The organism is Pseudoalteromonas sp. UG3-2 (assembly GCF_037120705.1).
Taxonomy (GTDB): domain Bacteria; phylum Pseudomonadota; class Gammaproteobacteria; order Enterobacterales; family Alteromonadaceae; genus Pseudoalteromonas.
On record NZ_JAWLJU010000002.1, the window covers coordinates 838,723 to 856,533 of the forward strand.

General features: G+C 43.4%; 14 protein-coding genes. 3 read left to right on the forward strand and 11 right to left on the reverse strand.

Features of this window, described 5'->3' with window-relative positions; translation table 11 throughout:
• Nucleotides 1-52: 52 nt before the first annotated feature.
• Nucleotides 53-604: a DUF4136 domain-containing protein gene (locus tag R3P39_RS07015; RefSeq protein ID WP_336566548.1), complete on the forward strand. Its 552-nt coding sequence runs from the start codon at nt 53-55 to the stop codon at nt 602-604.
• Between the two features lie 69 nt (nt 605-673).
• Here R3P39_RS07015 and R3P39_RS07020 read toward each other — a convergent pair whose 3' ends face one another.
• The 3 genes from R3P39_RS07020 to R3P39_RS07030 all read right to left on the reverse strand — a co-directional run bounded on the left by R3P39_RS07020 (nt 674) and on the right by R3P39_RS07030 (nt 4,613).
• Nucleotides 674-814: a hypothetical protein gene (locus R3P39_RS07020; RefSeq protein ID WP_336566549.1), complete on the reverse strand. Its 141-nt coding sequence runs from the start codon at nt 812-814 to the stop codon at nt 674-676.
• A gap of 284 nt (nt 815-1,098) precedes the next feature.
• A complete protein-coding gene (locus tag R3P39_RS07025) occupies nt 1,099-3,114 on the reverse strand; it encodes a choice-of-anchor X domain-containing protein (RefSeq protein WP_336566550.1) in 2,016 nt (671 codons plus the stop codon).
• A gap of 8 nt (nt 3,115-3,122) precedes the next feature.
• Entirely contained in the window at nt 3,123-4,613 is a 1,491-nt protein-coding gene (locus tag R3P39_RS07030) for an esterase/lipase family protein (RefSeq protein WP_336566551.1), read from the reverse strand.
• A 513-nt stretch (nt 4,614-5,126) separates the two neighbouring features.
• Here R3P39_RS07030 and R3P39_RS07035 point away from each other — a divergent pair.
• A complete protein-coding gene (locus R3P39_RS07035) occupies nt 5,127-5,540 on the forward strand; it encodes a S24 family peptidase (protein ID WP_336566552.1) in 414 nt (137 codons plus the stop codon).
• Nucleotides 5,528-6,784 (forward strand): Y-family DNA polymerase, encoded by a 1,257-nt coding sequence (locus R3P39_RS07040; RefSeq protein ID WP_336566553.1) that lies wholly within the window; start codon nt 5,528-5,530, stop codon nt 6,782-6,784. The genes R3P39_RS07035 and R3P39_RS07040 overlap by 13 nt, the downstream gene beginning before the upstream one ends.
• A gap of 244 nt (nt 6,785-7,028) precedes the next feature.
• Here R3P39_RS07040 and R3P39_RS07045 read toward each other — a convergent pair whose 3' ends face one another.
• The 8 genes from R3P39_RS07045 to nudC all read right to left on the reverse strand — a co-directional run bounded on the left by R3P39_RS07045 (nt 7,029) and on the right by nudC (nt 17,803).
• Nucleotides 7,029-8,000, reverse strand: coding sequence for a transposase (locus R3P39_RS07045; protein ID WP_336566554.1), 972 nt, complete (start codon nt 7,998-8,000; stop codon nt 7,029-7,031).
• Nucleotides 8,001-8,199: 199 nt separating this feature from the next.
• Nucleotides 8,200-9,465 (reverse strand): sensor histidine kinase, encoded by a 1,266-nt coding sequence (locus tag R3P39_RS07050; RefSeq protein WP_336566556.1) that lies wholly within the window; start codon nt 9,463-9,465, stop codon nt 8,200-8,202.
• Between the two features lie 13 nt (nt 9,466-9,478).
• A complete protein-coding gene (locus R3P39_RS07055; protein ID WP_336566557.1) occupies nt 9,479-10,861 on the reverse strand; it encodes a sigma-54-dependent transcriptional regulator in 1,383 nt (460 codons plus the stop codon).
• A gap of 4 nt (nt 10,862-10,865) precedes the next feature.
• Nucleotides 10,866-13,262 (reverse strand): ABC transporter permease, encoded by a 2,397-nt coding sequence (locus R3P39_RS07060; protein WP_336566558.1) that lies wholly within the window; start codon nt 13,260-13,262, stop codon nt 10,866-10,868.
• Between the two features lies 1 nt (nt 13,263).
• Nucleotides 13,264-13,980, reverse strand: coding sequence for an ABC transporter ATP-binding protein (locus tag R3P39_RS07065; protein ID WP_336569266.1), 717 nt, complete (start codon nt 13,978-13,980; stop codon nt 13,264-13,266).
• A 12-nt stretch (nt 13,981-13,992) separates the two neighbouring features.
• Nucleotides 13,993-15,243, reverse strand: coding sequence for an efflux RND transporter periplasmic adaptor subunit (locus tag R3P39_RS07070; protein ID WP_336566559.1), 1,251 nt, complete (start codon nt 15,241-15,243; stop codon nt 13,993-13,995).
• Between the two features lie 476 nt (nt 15,244-15,719).
• Nucleotides 15,720-16,898 (reverse strand): cystathionine beta-lyase, encoded by a 1,179-nt coding sequence (locus R3P39_RS07075; protein WP_336566560.1) that lies wholly within the window; start codon nt 16,896-16,898, stop codon nt 15,720-15,722.
• 2 nt (nt 16,899-16,900) lie between these two features.
• Entirely contained in the window at nt 16,901-17,803 is a 903-nt protein-coding gene (gene nudC, locus R3P39_RS07080; RefSeq protein ID WP_336569268.1) for an NAD(+) diphosphatase, read from the reverse strand.
• Nucleotides 17,804-17,811: the final 8 nt, after the last annotated feature.

Here is a 17,811-nt window from a genome sequence, read left to right on the forward strand (position 1 = left end):
CTCATAAGTGCTTAGCAAACGTGACGCATATTCCGCGAAGGAGAAATAAGGTATGTTGAAACATCTCGCAGTCACAGTATTGATACTATTTCTGGCCGCCTGTGCTAAAACCCCAGATTGGGACTATGACAAGTCAGTAGAATTTGCTAACTACAAAACCTACGCTTGGTCCCCTGATGCGGATTTAAAAAATAATGGCCGCGAATACCAAGTAAATGACTTAATGGAAAAACGTATTCGTAACGCCATCAAAAACCAAATGTCGCAACAAGGCTTTACCTTAACCGACGCCGCTTCGGCTGATTTGCTGGTGAATTATCACGCTTCTGTGGACACCAAAATCGAGTCTGACTCGCTGCATACTAGCTATGGTGCTCGTTGGAACTACTGGGGGATCGGCTGGCAAACCCAAACAACCACTCGTGAGTACGAAGTGGGTACCTTAGTGGTTGATATGGTCGATAAGGCTTCAAATCAACTGGTTTGGCGTGGCGCTAAAGAAGGTCGGTTACGTAAAAACCAAACGCCGGATGAAAGAACCGAATCCATCAACAACACCATTGCCGAGATGTTGGCCAACTTCCCGCCTAAGGCAAACTATTAATTTTTATGAAGGTGAGCTCAGCTCACCTTTATATTGTTGTTAGCCTTAACGGATATTGGGCGCTTTGCTCTACTTGTCGCCTTTGCTGTTATGCTTATTTAACTGCGAAGCCCCCCAAAAGAATACGCCTGCACCCACCCCCATTAAACAAAAAAACGCGCCAAGGCCAAGGGGGGATCCCCACGAAAATAGATAAAGTAACGCTTCCATAGTTGCTTCCTGTTGTTATTGTAGTTTTTATAGTAATACAGAACTGCTGAAATATTGTATTTAAATAGCATTACTTTTATTGATAAGCGCATTTTAATTAACTTTTACCAGCTCTAATTTCACTGCGATACTTGTCCACGCTGTAACTCTATATCGCCTTATTTTTGTCTACACCATCAATAACAGTTACCGACTGACAAATGCCTGTTAAGCAGAATGATAAGGTGAGCGATTTCACCTTATCAATTCACTTATTAGCAGATAAAACAGTTAGTGCATCATGCTCACTCAGTTATTAAATGCTCAAGCTCCACCTCTATACCTTCTAATTCAATAAACTGTCCGCGCTCATGTGAGGTCAGAGTAAAAATTATGCCTTGATTCGTTTTAGGGTGTGCACGCCACTGATTCAGTAATTGAGTGAGCTTGTTATGCTCAACGACTATTTGTCCATTTTCAGCAGACTCTACGTCTAATGATACGATCTTATGTTGCCACGGTGGACAAAGTGTGAACGACTGGCAAAAATAGTCGTATTCTAACGTCTCAAGTTCCCAAGGATTACTGACGACTTGGTAGACATCAACTTGAGTAAATGGCTGCACTAAGCTCGAATTACCCAAGGTTACTGTTAACTTTGCCTTAATGATATGCCCACTGATCTCCGATAGGTTAAAATCCCCAAGCACTTCGTAATCATAAGGTATTGACGCACCAGCACGTAAGTAGCCACCAATTCGTTTGACGCCATCACTTATTGCAGGGACACTTTGCCAATTAACTCTTTCTAAGCCATAGCTCTTAGCAGCAAGCGTTTGCTTCATTTTGGGGATAAAATTTTCTTTTTGGTATGACTCTGTTGTTCCTAATTGCAGTTTTCGCTTGGAATGCCCTCGAGTATAAATTAACAGTGAATTGAGCTCATATGGACCGTCGGCCTGTTGGAAAACCGTACCTGGAACAGTAAACTCAAGAAGGTTCTCACCTTTGTTCATGGCTTTATCGAAGCTAATCAGCTCTAATCTAGTGCGATCAGCGGCACTTATATTAAATGAACCGCTGTAATTGCCAGGGTTATCTGCATAAACGCTAAAGGCAAAACTTAGGGACTCTATGTAGCTACCATCGCTGGAGTAATTAGCACGACTAATAAGCTTTTCCCCTACTTCAATAGGATCACGGCAAAACTGTAATTGCGATAAGTCCAATGAATTATCAAATGCTAACATTGGTGCGGCAGGACCGACCCCCATTTCAGTTGTTGACACAAAGGAACTAGGTAAAGTTTCTAGAGTTGGTTCATCACCAAAGCTCTCTTTTAACTCCTCCTTAGTATATTTGATGACAGTCTCCCACTCGCCTTGTGGAAGTGAAAATCTGGTGCTTTTATTCAGTGTATTGCTACCATCAGTGAGCCTTGTATTTATTGCATACCCACCCGCAACATTGATATAAAGCTCTATTTCCTGCTCAACATGTGAGACACAGCCGTTTTCAGTTTCTACAGCTGTTAATTTTTGCGCTGTAAGGTTTACACGGGCAGGCAATACTTTAACTCGTTTGCTTACGGTGCGCTTTACGAGAGCTCCGTTATGCTGAAGCCTGGCACTCGATTCAATCAAGTACTCTCCAGTCAATGGAAATTCATATAACACACTATAAATACCATCATTAGCCTTGGGGTCGCCATCTATGCCATCATCTCTTGCGGTTAGAAACTGCCGTGTTCCATTAGGGGCCGTAATTACAAAATCGACCTCAGCATCGGTAATTGGCTCGCCATTATTCACCAACAGGCTAGCCGCTATCATGGGATCGCCAAATACATAGTGTGTTCTTGGAATTGCCATTCCCAACCCTATGGGGCTTTTTTTATGTAACTGCGCAATAGCCAGCGTTTTGTAATCAACTTCAGGAAACTCTACATTGATTTGCCATTGCCCCGGCATGGGTTCCTGTAACTCTGGCAACAACGCATAAGTACCTGGAACCGGTGGCGTTTGTTGCTCTCCCGGCTCAAACTTAATTCTTGGATCATTGAATGCAATTATTTCAATGCCGTTTGGATCGAGTACTTGGAATGTTGCTTCATCTACCGGAATAATTAGCTCTATTTGAACGCTGTCAGTTTGATCGACATCAAAAGGAATAGTTATCTGAGTCATACCTGACTCAATGGCGAGCGAATAGGTTTTACTGTTAGCCATTCCTATAGGCATGGGCCCAAAGACTTGTTTAGCGAGTGCGGGGCTGCTCATCAACCAACCCCAAATTAAGACGATTACTAATGGTTTCATCATGTTGCTCCTTAACGTTGGGAAACAATTTGGTTGAGAAATAACTGTAAATTCTCCCTGTTTTTCATAGTGCTGTGGTTCCCTAATACATTGCCAAGAGAAGTTGCAAAGCTGGGGTTGGCACTGCTCAGAGTCACTACCACATCATTTTCTTGTGGCTGCTGTGGCACCGCTTCGTATTCCACTACATGTACAACTCGCTTTACTCTTCCCATCCAGCGAGATTCTGTTTTGGTCGTCACATAAGCTGCACTACTAAAATTGCGAAGCGCTTGCCAAGCGCGTACCCCAGCCCAACGGGCTCCCCATGGAAACAATCCAACTAAGTCTGGCTCCTTCTCAATTACGCCATCTTGGTTAAGATCCGCATTTGCACCTATTGAAAATAGGTTTTTCACTCCACCTCTCACACCTTGTAAAATAGCGTCATTTGCTGCATGTGTCGTTAAATCGGCAATTCCAGGCATTTGCGGCCCAACGACCGTAGGCAGTTGTAAATAAGCGCTGGCATAACCATTGGGATCCGCCCCATTATTTCTATATGCGTACGCCGCATGACGTATTTTTATTACTGATAAATCTGCAGCAACACTACCAAGATGGGGAGTTGAAAAGGTAGATAATGATGCAATGCCAAAGTCTGCGCCGATCGCTTGTAAATACTGAGTATCAAGCCCCCCCTTGCTATGAGCAATTATATGTACCTTTTCGGACTTGATGCCTTCTAGAAATGGAGTAATCTTTTCTGCCATCAAATATGCGTTGGTTTCTGCTGTACCATTTGCATGCAGAGAAAAGCGCTCATACTTTATTCCTAACTCATCTAGCGATGCTAATATGCCAGGGGCGCTGTCATCATCCCAGCTATCTTTTTGTGCATTAATTCCATGTATTAACACTATAGGTAAAGCAACATCAAACTCTGCTGCAACCCAGTCCACTGACATACACCAGTAGTTACCATCATTAGCAGTATCAATATCCACTTTCACTTCATTATTTTGGCCGAAAATAACCTCTTCGATTGGCACCTCAAGCCGAGTCTCCGTCCAACGTAAGTTCTTCCCCTGTAAAGTACCCACATACTTACCATTAAAGGACACTTTATCTATTTCGGGATTACGGTCTGGCCCGGAATACTCGGAGTCGACATCAAAGATAGGCATGCTCAGCATTACGGTAGAACCAATCACTTTTTGTGCCACCAAATCAGGTAATTTAGTCACATCAATCCTGCCATTATGCAGCACCGAGTCATTGAGTACTTTTGGAATATTGATGTTTATTCGCAGGGGTCCTTCAGATTTATAAGTACAGCCGGTATCAAGACCTGAGCCGTTATCAATAACATAGGTACCAAGCTTTGATTCAGGTGGAGATATCCCTGAGTTTTGAGCTGCTATATCAGCTAACTTGGTTTGGTTTAAGTCATGCGCAACACCATAAAAAGAAGCTAACAGTAATGCGGCAGTAATAAGATAATCGAAAACGTGAACTCTCATAATACTATCCTTTGTATTCTAACGAGTAGTATGCTGGGCAGCTTGCCCATCAAATATGGTATAAGTGCTATCAATAAACACATGATTAACACTAATGAAACATAGTAAAAGCGAAAGCGTAATATTTTCACGTTGACAAACTCAACGACTTAGTCTTCTTATTATGCTTAGGCTCGTTATAACCCTGCTTGATTGGCTAAAAGAAGCCTGAAGGCCCATACGGCTAGGGGTATGAAGAAAATAGATACAGCCAAGCTGACCACAATTGCTCTAACTCACTGATGTAAATGCGCAAGGGTAATAGGTCTACGCTCTTCTTGATAAGCGACGATATTAACCTTTTCAACAACATCCAACTTCACTTTCTAATTACTTACCTCTCCTCTCTCATTTTGCCCAACAGCACTAAACTGATTTACCGCAATGACAACTCCACTCCTTGATCTAAATTATTGCGAAAGACACCCACCGCAATTATACTGTATATATGAACAGTACAATTACGGTGTAAAGATGAAATGTATTCCTGTCAAAGCACAAGCCGGGATCACTGGCTTTGAGTCACCTGCAGCTGAGTATAAGGAGCTTGGGCTGTCGTTGGATCAGCTGCTCGTCAGACACCCAAACACCACTTTTATCGGTTTGGCTGCTGGGGATTCGATGCAAGGCCTAGGGATCTTTGACGGCGATATTCTTATTGTTGATCGCGCCGTTGAACCGAAGCATTTGGATGTTATCGTGGCTAACTACAACAGTGAATTTGTGTGTAAAGTCATTGATTTAAAAAAGCGGCAATTGCTTTCAGCCGGCCGCTCTTTTGCGCCCGTTAATATTTCTGAGGCTGATGCTTTTCAACTTGAAGGAGTAGTAATAAGCGCAGTGAGGTTATTTCGACGCAATGACGAGTTAGCTAAATGTATGCCCTAGTTGATGCCACTGCTTTTTATGCCTCTGCAGAGAAAGTCTTTGATTTGAGCATTCGTAAAAAGCCTGTGGTGGTGCTTTCTAACAACGACGGCTGCATAGTCGCCGCTTCCCCAGAGGCCAGAAAGCTTGGACTGCCCAAGTTTCAACCTTACTTTAAACTCAAGCCCATCTTGCAACAGCACGGCATGGTGATCCGCTCTTCTAACTATGAGCTATACGCGGATCTATCTGAAAAAATGATGAACATCATTGGGCAGTTCAGCGACAAACATTATATTTACTCCATTGATGAAGCTTTTTTAAAGTTTGATGGTTATCATAAGCTAATTCCAAACTGGCATGACTATGGTCATTTAATTCGCCGCACAGTATGGCGTGGCACAAAGCTTCCTGTGGGGGTTGGGTTTGGTCCGACTCCAACACTCGCAAAAGCCGCAAACCATGCTGCTAAGAAGTTTTTCGGAGCCACTGGTGTGGCTGTCATTGATAATGAGCAAGCCCGTCGTACCATTTTAAAGCAAATGGCTGTCTCTGATGTTTGGGGGGTTGGAAAGCGGCTGGCGAAAAAGCTTAATCTGATGGGAGTGAATAGCGCACTTGATTTAGCGAATCAAAACCCAAAGCATATGCGCAAACAGTTCAGTGTTGTGTTAGAGCGTACCATTACAGAGCTAAATGGCTATGAATGCTTAAGCTGGGGTGACGTTAAGCAAAGGAAAAAGGAAATATACAGCACCCGAAGCTTTGGCCAACGGATCACCGACCCCAGCTCTTTAAAAGCTGCACTCATTACTCACTGCACGATTGTGACTAAAAAGCTTAGACGGCAAGGAGCATTAGCTAAACAAATTATTGTTTTTGCACATTCATCTCCCTTTGAAGACGGCTTCTTTAAAAAGTCATTTATTACTTCTTTGCCCGTTGCCTCCAACGACTGCAGGGTTTTTGCCGCTACCGTAAAAGAGATATTTGGCCAGCTCTACCAACCAGGAGTGCGTTATTACAAAGCCGGTGTCGGCGCCTTTGAGCTAGAAGATGACCACCTACAACAAGCAGATATGTTTAATACATCACAAGACAACCCAAAGTTAATGGCAGTGCTCGATAACATAAATAGCCGCTACGGTGATTCCGCTTTGGCTCTGGGTAGCCAAATACAAAGTAACCGCTGGGCAATGAAACGGGAGTACCTATCACCCCACTACACGACTCGATGGTCTGATATTCCTACCATAAAATGTTGAAGGACAGATGAGTAGCTCTATTAGCTACAGAGCTATGATGAAAGAACTAATGACACCCACCTTTTCTTAAAAGACAAAAAACCAAAGGCTCGAGGATGTAATTTCACACTATTCAAGAGTTACATTCAACAGAGAATTGCTTTTGCAAAGAGGATACTGGCTTTTTTATACCTTATATCAATATAACGTACAGCAAATATTGTCAGCGCAAAATTAGTCTGTCAGCTCAATCTACTCAAGTATATTACGCTAACAAGCGCTCAGAGTTGACTAGGTTTGGTCTCCACCTTTTATGTAACCTTTCACAGTAGTTGGTAATTGCTTGTGGCCGGCCTGCAGCGCCATGAAATACATGGGAAAACTGAGTAGTTAACTTAAACCAATTTTTGGGCTCAATATTTAACCTTGCAAGAATGGGGTGTACTTCATCGATGTGCCCTGCTTTATCACTGCGAATGCTTTGTCCTGTTAATTCTACTAATTCAAGATAATAAGTGAGTTCAAAAGGAATGCCTTGAGTCATATGCTTTCTAGGGTTCCCAGCAAAACGCAGTAAACTTTTTGGCTGCTTACCATGTTTTGCGTGCTCTATGCGCTTTTTGATGCTGGTATGGTTGGAGGTTTCGGGGGTTGAAGCCATTTTCGCGCGGATAGGATTCAAATCTACATACGCCATACAAGCGGCAAGTGCGGCTTCATCGAGTAGTGCTTGCGATTTGAATCGCCCTTCCCAAAAACGGCCTTTGCAGCCATCCTCCCTATTTGCTCTTCGAGCAATGTCTTCATTGAGTACACGCATAAACCAACTGATACTCGCCAACCTTTCTCTATATTGACTGATTTGCGCAGCAAGCATGACGCGCTCTGACTCATTGAGAGCCTCACCATTGATAAACTTATTCGTGAGCCAGTTCCCCTTATATAACTTATGCCAACGAATAACAACGGCCCTATCTGATAAGCGTTTTGCTTGTTTGTCGTCAACATACAAAACAACATGTGTGTGATTACTCATCACTGCATAAGCGCAAACATCAATGCAAAAAGCACTGGCAAGCAGAAACAGCTTTTGTTCCACCCAGTGGCGGCGGTGTTCATAAGATTTTCCTGTTACTACGTCTTTGCCGCACAAATAGGCTTGCCTTACGCAGCGCGAAATACAGTGGTAGTACTTGGTGTCGGCTAAACTGATCTGTCTTTTTCTGGCTGTTGCCATGGCGGTGTCTCCTCAATCCTTGAGTACATAGCTAACAGTAGACAAGTTTTCGAAAAGGGACAAATTTGAGATGGGTGTCTTCAATTATCCCATTAAAGGTGGGTGTCTCTAATTATTTTTAATAAGGAGAGTAAATATCAACATTACAGTAAGTTTGATCTATGAGATTGAATGGAAAGAGCTAATTATGTGAGGCGCTTTAACAAGCTAACACTCTCCCCCACTCTAAACAAAAGCTAACATTAGCACCACCACGAGGAATATTGCACAATTTTAGCTGCCCACCGTGGTTTTCAATAATTATTCGTGAAAGCATTAGACCTATGCCGTTGCCATCGGCTTTTGTAGTGTAAAAAGCTTCTGCAGCTTCATTTAAATTAGAAAAGCCGGGACCGGTGTCAGTGACACTAAATCTCAGCTTATCATCGTCAAATATGATAGTGAGCGTTATCTCTGGCGGAGGCGTACATGCTTCTTGAGAATTATTAATAAGATGACAAAGCACTTGCTTGATTTGACTGGCATCAAAAAAGCCAAATTGCTCAGCTGTGCATTCTACCTTTAATTGTGGGTAGATACTTTGTAGCTGGATACAAAGCTCACTGAGCACGACAACCTGCTTATTCGCTGGCGGCAGTTTGGCAAGCGAAGCATAATTACCCATAAAAGATTTAAGATAGTTGGTGCGTTCGTTGATGAGCGAAAGCCCACGGTTAAATTTCTCTAAATCTAAGTCGCCATTTAAGCGCTTAGTAAGGCTGCGAGCTACTGTACCAATTGGCGCTAATGCATTGTTGATCTCATGGCTTAGAATGCGAACAAAACGCTGTAAAGCGTCTTTTTCTTGTTGATATAAAATACTATCGAGCTGTTTTAACACCAAAAGAGTATGAGGTTTATTGGCAATGTAGCAACTGTCGTGCTGAAACAGAAAAGCATGCTCAGTTTCATTAACCATCAACCAAACTTTTCCTTGTTTTTGTTGGGCTTGAAGTGATTGAAACCAGCTCATAGCATTGTCTTTATAACTATTTAAAAAGGCTCGCTCAGCGTAGCTATTGGCAAATGCAACGCTGTGGCTGTCGAATACAATCAGCGCACAATCAATCTTTTCGATAATCTGCTTTAGCAGATCACTTTGCTCTGCCAGAGCTCGTTGGTCAGCTTGCATGGCTTGTGCAAGGGCATTTAAATGGCCAACAGTTGAATGTAATTGCGAGTCTTTGCCATGCACCGCTCTTACAGCATAATCGCCTTGTCGAAGCGAAATCAACAAGGTATCAATCAAATTAATGGTATTTTGTCTGGTCGAACCATATTGGTACGCAAGCAATGCAAAACACAGCACAAATACCAAATCCACCAACATAATCAATGTGATTGGATAACCGTGTACAATGAGTAAGGCGTTAACGATAGCAAGTAGTAACGTATTTAACAGCCAATGGCCATAGCGATAAAACAAGTTTACTTATCTCCTACTCGTACTTGTTCATTTTTCGATACCAAGCGCTGCGCGATAGGCCCAAGCTCTTCGCCGCTTTGGATACGTTACCATCATGAAACTCTAGTCTTTTAAAAAGTGCTTGTTCAACAATTTCATCCAACGTTAAATCATGGTGCTCTGGCGCAATCAAATTATCTGTTTGCAGCGAAGGCTGCACTGTGCGCTGTGTCGGGGTAAGCGCCAAATCGCTGGCAAATACCTGAGCGCCGACGCATGTAAACACCACACGTTCCATCATATGCTTGAGCTCTCTAATATTACCTGGAAACTCGTAGCCATTCAGCGCTTTAACAGCGCAAGGCATTAGGGTTGGTGAGGGTTTATTATTATCTTTGCTAAAGCGCATTAAAAAGCGCTCTGCTAATGGCAAAATATCCTCAGGACACTCCCTTAATGGCGGTATTTCAACTTCTGCGGTATTTAATCGGTAATATAAATCTTGGCGAAATTGGTTATTAGCAATTGCTTTATTGAGTTGGCAGTTGGTTGCGGAAATAATCCTAGCAGTATTGTTCAAAACTTTATGACTACCAACTGCACTATACTCTCGCTCTTCTAATACCTGAAGCAATTTTGCTTGAGATTGCAAAGATAAGTTAGCAATTTCATCTAAAAACAGCGAGCCATTACTGGCCAGTGTGAAGGCACCAACGCGATCTTCTTTGGCATCGGTAAATGCGCCTTTTTTATGGCCGAATAGCTCAGAATTAAATAGCTCGTCACTCACCGCCCCCATGTTAATTGCGACAAAGCTCCCACCAGCGCGGTTCGAGTGCTCGTGTACATATTGCGCATAATAACTCTTTCCCGTGCCATTTTCGCCAGTCAGCAAGATGTTCATGTTACTTTGTGCCAACTGGGTTAGCTGAGTCAACACACGCTGTTTTTTTTCACTGTGAGTTTCACAGTGAACCGTTTGCTGAGGCTTTTTAAGGCGCTCATTTTCAGCTGATAGCCGTACTAAATGCTCCCTGTCGACTCGCTTTTCTAATTGTACTTTAATGCTATGAGCAAGGCGCTGATCATCCCATGGCTTTTCAATAAAGTCGGCTGCACCTTGCTTTAACGCCGTAACAGCAAGCTCTAACGTTGCCCAGCCAGTCATGACCACAATGGGTAAAAGTGGGTCAACCTGGATAAGCTTAGCGATAGCTGCGAGTCCTTCCTTACCACTGGTAGTGTCTTGGGTAAAGTTCATATCCAATAACACTAAGTCCACGTCCTGAGTACTGACATACTCAGTTGCCGCCTCAGGCGTCACCACACCATGACAAGCGTAGCCCTCATCCTCAAGTAAAAATTTCAGACTCGCTTGAATGTCCAACGAATCGTCAACTATTAGTACCTTCTTCAAATTATTATTCCATTCTTAAGCTCACTGCTGGTTGAGCTTTTATACTGCGTTTCACCGGGATATAAAGTGCAAAGCATACCGCAATAAATACCAGCAGCAAAGTGACGCTGCCTGCGCCAAACATCACATTAAAAGGCACAATGCCGCGAAAAAAGTCCACAGCGAGATAGCATAAAATATAAAAAGTGAACGCAGAAATTGCCAACCCAGTTATTGTGTGGGTTAGATTTTTCTTTATAAATAACAATACGATCTGGTTGTCTTTACAGCCAAGCGCACGGCGAATGCCTATCTCATAGCTCGATTTATTGATGTTACTAAGCCCCATGGCATAAATACCAATTAACGAGAGCGTCAACGCAAATCCACCGACAATCAAAAAGACATATATGATACTGGTAAAGGCACCAATCATAGAGCGATGATTGTCATAGTGATCAAAAATATAGCTAGCCTCTAGCGGACTCGACAGCCGACTCAACACGCGATAAAACGCTTCATGGCTTTGGCTTGGCGGCAGCTTAGAAATAAATTTAACCGCCATAGTATTATTTGTTACGGCATATTGACGGAAACTAAAATAGATTTCGTGACGACGCTCTCTGGCAACAACGCTCATTTCATCTACTGCGATACCCACTATTTTAGCACTAGGCCATTTTGCATCACGTAAAAGCAGTGATCGCCCTAATATGTCGGCACTGCCAAACAAAGCTTTTGCCAGAGAATCACTAATGATCACCACAGGCGCCGCTTCCAAATTATCTTGCTCGGTAAAGTTTCTGCCACTGTGCAGTTCACGCTTAAAGAGGTGTGAAACAGCTTCAACATTTATGATTTTATCGGTATAAGCTTCCCCTTCGCTTGTGAGCACATCAAGCTCCATATCGCGTTGATACACGCGCCCTTCAGTAAAGGCCGGATCTAGTGTCATGCCCGAGACCAGTGCATTTGCCATTTCAACCGCTTTATCACTGGAAAACTCACTTTCAGTTTGAAGCTGCAGCTCAGTTGAATAAACCCCTTTAAGGGTTTCTCCATCAATATTTCCCGCCATAGAGTACATCACATAGCCAATGGTGCTCGACGCCATCAACATAAAGCTCACTAAGGTCACTTGCAAAGACAATAAACGTTTTGACATCAAGCCAGCTTGTTTTCCGGTCGCACCTCGTGTGCCGTCTCGCAGTACATCATTGATGTTAAAATTAGCTGTTTTCACCGCAGGTAACAGCACGGCAACAGCAAAGACCAGGCTTATCAACAGTAATGACACCAATATGGTGATGCCATTAAGCTGCCAATACCACCAATATGGCATTTTGCCGCCAAACATCATATTCATGAAAAAATTCACCCCGCGTAAGCCTAGGTCCGTTAGCAGTAATGCCACGACCCAACTACTAAAGCAGTAAACCAAGCCCTCACAAGCGTGTTGCTGAATAACCCTTATTTTTGTTGCCCCGATCGCGGCCCGAATAGCCGACTCCTTTTGTCTCTCAATAATTCTGGCAAAGAGTAAGTTGCCAATGTTGATTGAGGAAATAAGCAAAATGAGCACGATACCAATCATAAACAAAGTAAATATAAAGACTGCTTCACCGTCGGTGTTGTATTCCATCAACGTCATTGACTCTACTCGGGCCGATTTATCAACCTCAAGTTCTGACTGACTCGCGCCTCGCTTAGCAAAATCGGTAAAAAATAAACTCAAACGTTGCTCTAACTTTGCCTCTACCGCCTCACTTGGACTCTTATAAATAAGGTTAATGGCATCAGTTGGCTCCGTGTTATTGCCTTTCAGTGGTAGCCAGAGTTTAGAAAATATCGGGAAATTATTGCGCTTGGGCATCACACCAATTATCTCGTAAGGCTTTTGATTAATCACCATAGTACGGCCAATAACGTCTTTACTACCTTGGAATAGGTGCAGCCATAAATAATCAGAAATCACCACCACATCTTGGGCTGCTCCTACAAAATCTTCCGCTGTATAAAACCTCCCAAGCGCTGGTTTACTATTCAGAAAGTTAAAAAAACGCGCATCAACATAGGAGCCACGATAATGATTGCCCTGCTCAGCGTCACTTACCCAAACACTAGCCGGAGCAATATAAAGCCACTCTTCAAGTTGTTTAATTTCTTCAAGCTGTTGTAACTCCGGTAACATGCGATATTGAAATTGATTTTGCATGCTGATGGGATTGTGTACCTTAAAGATTCTGATTTGTGGGCTGTCATTACTCATTTGGCTGTGTGAGAACGCCACCGTATAAATATAGTTAAAGCCAACTAAGGATATGGTTAAACTACCAACCATAATAAACATCATTAATAACGTAAAGCGCATTGATTTTGCGATATTCCTTAGGGCATAACGAAAGTCTAAAAGTAATCCCATACTAAGCTCCAACGACTTTGCTTGTACGTTCAAGCTGCTTTTTATCCCTTAAAATCGTGCCATCAAGCATAGAGATAACACGGCTGGCGTAGGTCGTAGATTCAATATCATGAGTTACCATGCATATCGTTTTACCCGCGGCATGCAGTTCGCTCAACAGTCCTAGCACTTGCTGTGCGTTATTTGAATCCAAGTTACCAGTCGGCTCATCGGCCAGGATAAGATCTGGGGAATTGATCAGCGCCCTTGCAACTGCTGCACGTTGTTGCTGACCTCCTGAAAGCTGAGATGGAAAGTGGTTGATGCGGTTTTCTAACCCCACCATCGCTAGTGCCTCTTTGGCTTTTCGAGTCATCTCCTTTTGAGACATACCACCGATATAAGTTAAAGGTAACATAACGTTTTCAAGTACACTTAAATCGCTGATAAGATTAAAAGCTTGAAAAATAAAGCCAATATGATTTGCACGAATATGAGCACGTTGGTCTGAGCTTAAATTGAAAGCGGGATTACCACTGATATAATACTCGCCATTATTTGGCTCATCAATCAGGCCCAGAATGGACAATAACGTAGACTTTCCACACCCCGAAGGTCCTGTGATAGCGACAAATTCACCGGGCTTGACCTCAAGATTAATGCCGTCTAGAGCTTGAGTTGCGATTTCCTCTGTCTGAAACCGTTTTTCGATATTATTGAGTTGAATTACTGAGTTCATCATAATGTCCTATTAGCGCACTAATACTTGGCTATCTTGCGTATATTTTTCCATATCGGAAATAATGATAGTTTGATTTTTATTAAGACCTTCAAGCACTTCAATGTAGTTTACCGAACGCTGACCAAATTTGACTGTTTTTTTCGTGGCAAGATGTTCATCAACAACAAACACGCTAGCTTGGTTATTTGCGACCGCGTTGGCCGGCATCGCGACAAATAACGCATCGGGCTTATGGCTTGTTGTAATAACGCCTTCGACATTGAGTTTGTCTCTGGCTTCTACTGGCAACGTACCTTCTATACTCAACTCAACTTCAACTTGGCCGTTGGTTACTTTTGGCGAAACACGTTTGACGATAGCATTAAAACGCGAACTGTAAGTATCGATAATAGCTGGCTGTCCTACTTGTACATGTGGCGCATCTAATTCGGCAATATTTATCTTAGCAACCAGCATTCGAGGGTCTGCCACTTCTGCAACAGAGCTGGTATTGAACAACTGCATCCCCACTGCAATCAGCACATCCTGAATTTGTCCAGCGATAGGTGAGCGTACATTTAGGGCTGCAATGTTTTCTTCTAGTAGCTTGATTTCGGAGTGCAAACTTACTTGTTCAGCCTGCTGTGCTTTGACGTTGGCATGCAGTATTGCTTGCTGAGTATCAACCCTGACTTGCAGCAGTTCAACTTGCTTTTGACTCCGCTGCATTGCAAACTCACTGCGCTGATGATCCAGCTGAGAAATGGTACTATTGCCCTTTTCGATTAACGTTTTTTGTGCCTGCCACTGCATTTTATCGGCTTTAAATGCCAATAAAGCGTCATAATATGCAGTATTAGCCTCTTGCACTTTGGCTTTTAGCTCTGCAAGTTCAGCCTCATGTTGAGCTGATATTTTACTAAGCTGGCTTTGCTTTTGGATAAGCGCTTCGCGCAATGAAGGGTTTTCTAAACGAGCAAGTAACATCCCCTGAGTTACCATTTCCCCAGGTTTGACTAGCACCTCAACCACTTTGCCGCCACTACCACTGGTAACCAAGTGGCGCTTCTCTAATGCTAACCTACCAAGTCCTTTGACACTGAGCTCAAACTCTCCCTGTTGAACGTTAGCAACAATTAATTCCTCTTGATAAACCACATTCGATGCGCTTTGGGTATACGCTTTGGCAAAAAAAACCAAGCCAAGCACAACGAATACAACCACAAGCAATATCACTTTGTGAATTGGCATACGCTTAGTTTTTGCTAATTTTATATCCATACTCTGTACTCCACGTTAAGAATAAGAGATGAGTATCAAATTTCAGGCCAAATTATTTATATTTATAAATCAGACAATTATGGAAATTTTAGACATTTCATGCTCGGCAACTGTGTCGATATCGACACACTGTATCCGGCATATGTCTCTAAAGTGGAACAGTGATGTGATTCAGTAATAGCGTTTTGCGTGCTTGCTAACTAAGTCATGTAAATTTAAATGATCTCATTATCAGCTGCTACTAAGCGCTCTAATTGAAAGCACAAAAAATCAATAGAGCAGCTTTCTCCACTTTGGCTTCACGAGTGACAATGTTTTTCTAATATGCTCTGGTAAAGCCCCTAGGTTGCAGACATAGAGTTCTAGGCTTGTTTTAGAATAGTGCCACGGATGTAGAAAATAATGGCAAGCACGAAACCAAGTTTGCAGTGCGATCCCCAGGTAAATGGGCTCGCACTTTGTCTTAGTCAAACAGGTTAGTAGTCTGTCAGGTTTTGGCTGTAGATTTGCAACGCGTTATCGAGGTCGGCAATTAAATCTTCAACGTCTTCAAGGCCAATATGGAGTCTGATCACCGGGCCCTGCTCCCAGCCTGTGGTAGTACGTAAATGAGCCATGGTTTTATTGGCCGTCACTAGGCTTTCATATCCCCCCCACGAAAACCCCATTTTAAAGTGTTCTAAGGCATCGAGAAAACGGTTAATGGCTTTTTGCGAACCTTGTTTCATCACGATTGAAAACAGCCCATTACTGCCATCAAAGTCGCGTTTAAAGAACTCGTGGCCAGGGCAAGTGGCAAAGGCCGGATGACGGACATGATCTACCAGTGGGTGTCCTGCGAGCCACTTTGCTACCTCTAGTGCTGATTGCTCATGTTGCTTTAACCTTGCAGGCATGGTGCGTAAACCACGTAACGCCAGATAGGCATCATCGGCTGAGGTACACTGCCCAAGCAAATACGAGTGCTCTCTCAGGGCTGGCCAGTAACGTTCGCTCGCCACAGCAACACCCATCATAACATCGGAATGACCGACAATGTATTTAGTTGCGGCCTGGATGCTAATGTCGACCCCATGATCCAGTGGTCGGTAATGCCAACCATTGCCATAGGTGTTGTCCAACATAGTGATAATATTATGTTCTTTCGCAACCTTAACCAAGCTAGGCACGTCTTGAATTTCCATGGTAATGGAGCCTGGAGACTCTAAAAACAGCACCTTAGTATTGGGCTTTATCAGCTCAGCAATGCCGGCACCAATCATAGGATCATAGTAGGTGGTTTCAATGCCATAGCCTTTCAGTAATTTGTCGCATAAGTCACGCGTGGGTTCGTAAGCCGTATCCACCATTAATAAATGATCTCCTGCCTGTAGAAAAGACAGCAACGACTGTGCAATGGCGGCAGCACCAGAAGGATACAAAGCGCAGCCTGCGCCATTTTCTAGCTCAATAATGGCATCTTGCAGAGCAAAGTGAGTGTGCGTGCCACGACGACCATAAAATAAGGTGCGGTGACCACGCCCTTTTACTGCTTCGTGCAATTCCGCCACACTGTCAAATACAACCGTTGAAGCGCGTTGAACCACAGGGTTAACGACCCCGTTGGTGTATTCAGCGTTTCTTCCAGCAGAAACTATTTTTGTATGTTTTTTCATCGTCAATTTTGACCTTGTGCGCGCCAATACTCTACTAGGTACCTTGAAATGGAATCTTCACGAGTGAGCTTGTAACCTGGCGCTGTGTCACCCCACTGTGAAAAGGTATTTAATTCGGCTCGAGAGAACCATTTTGCTTGCTCTAATTCATCTTGTTCTACAAAAATGTCTGTGGTTTTAGCTTTGGCAATAAACCCTAACATTAACGATGATGGAAACGGCCAAGGTTGCGAGGCTATGTACTGAGGCTCGTAGGCCTCAACACCCGCTTCTTCCATCACTTCGCGGATCACCGCTTGCTCTAAGGTTTCACCTGGGTCCACAAACCCCGCCAAGGTTGAAAATACGCCCTCGGGCCAACTGGCTTGGCGACCAAGCAGGCAGCGCTCCACGCCATCAGAAAAAGTATGAGTCACTAACATAATTACCGCCGGATCGGTGCGGGGAAAAGTCATATGACGGCATTTCGGGTTAGTACAACCACGCGCATGTCCAGCTTCAACTGGCCGATTGGGCTGACCACAACGGCCACAAAAGCAATGTGTTTTATGCCAATAACACAAGCCCCTAGCCAACACCCCAATTGAACCTTGGGTCATGGGTAGGTTGCGGCCTACTTGGCGCATATCGATAAAACTGGTGTTAGGGTTATCAAATTGCAATTGCTGCGATTGCGATGTGATATCTAAGGCAAAATAACTGTATTCATCATCTTTGCCAAGAAAGATGGCATTAGCGAGATCAAGGCCAGTGACTTCGTCACGATTTAGAAAGCATAACTCATTGCGGTGGGTGTCCACTAAATTCGCGTCGTTATCAATTAATAACCAGCGGCTTTGCGGGCCCATTTGTGACAATAACCAATTTTTGTCTTTTCGTTCGTTTGATGCTCTGTCGAGCATCATTTGAGAGT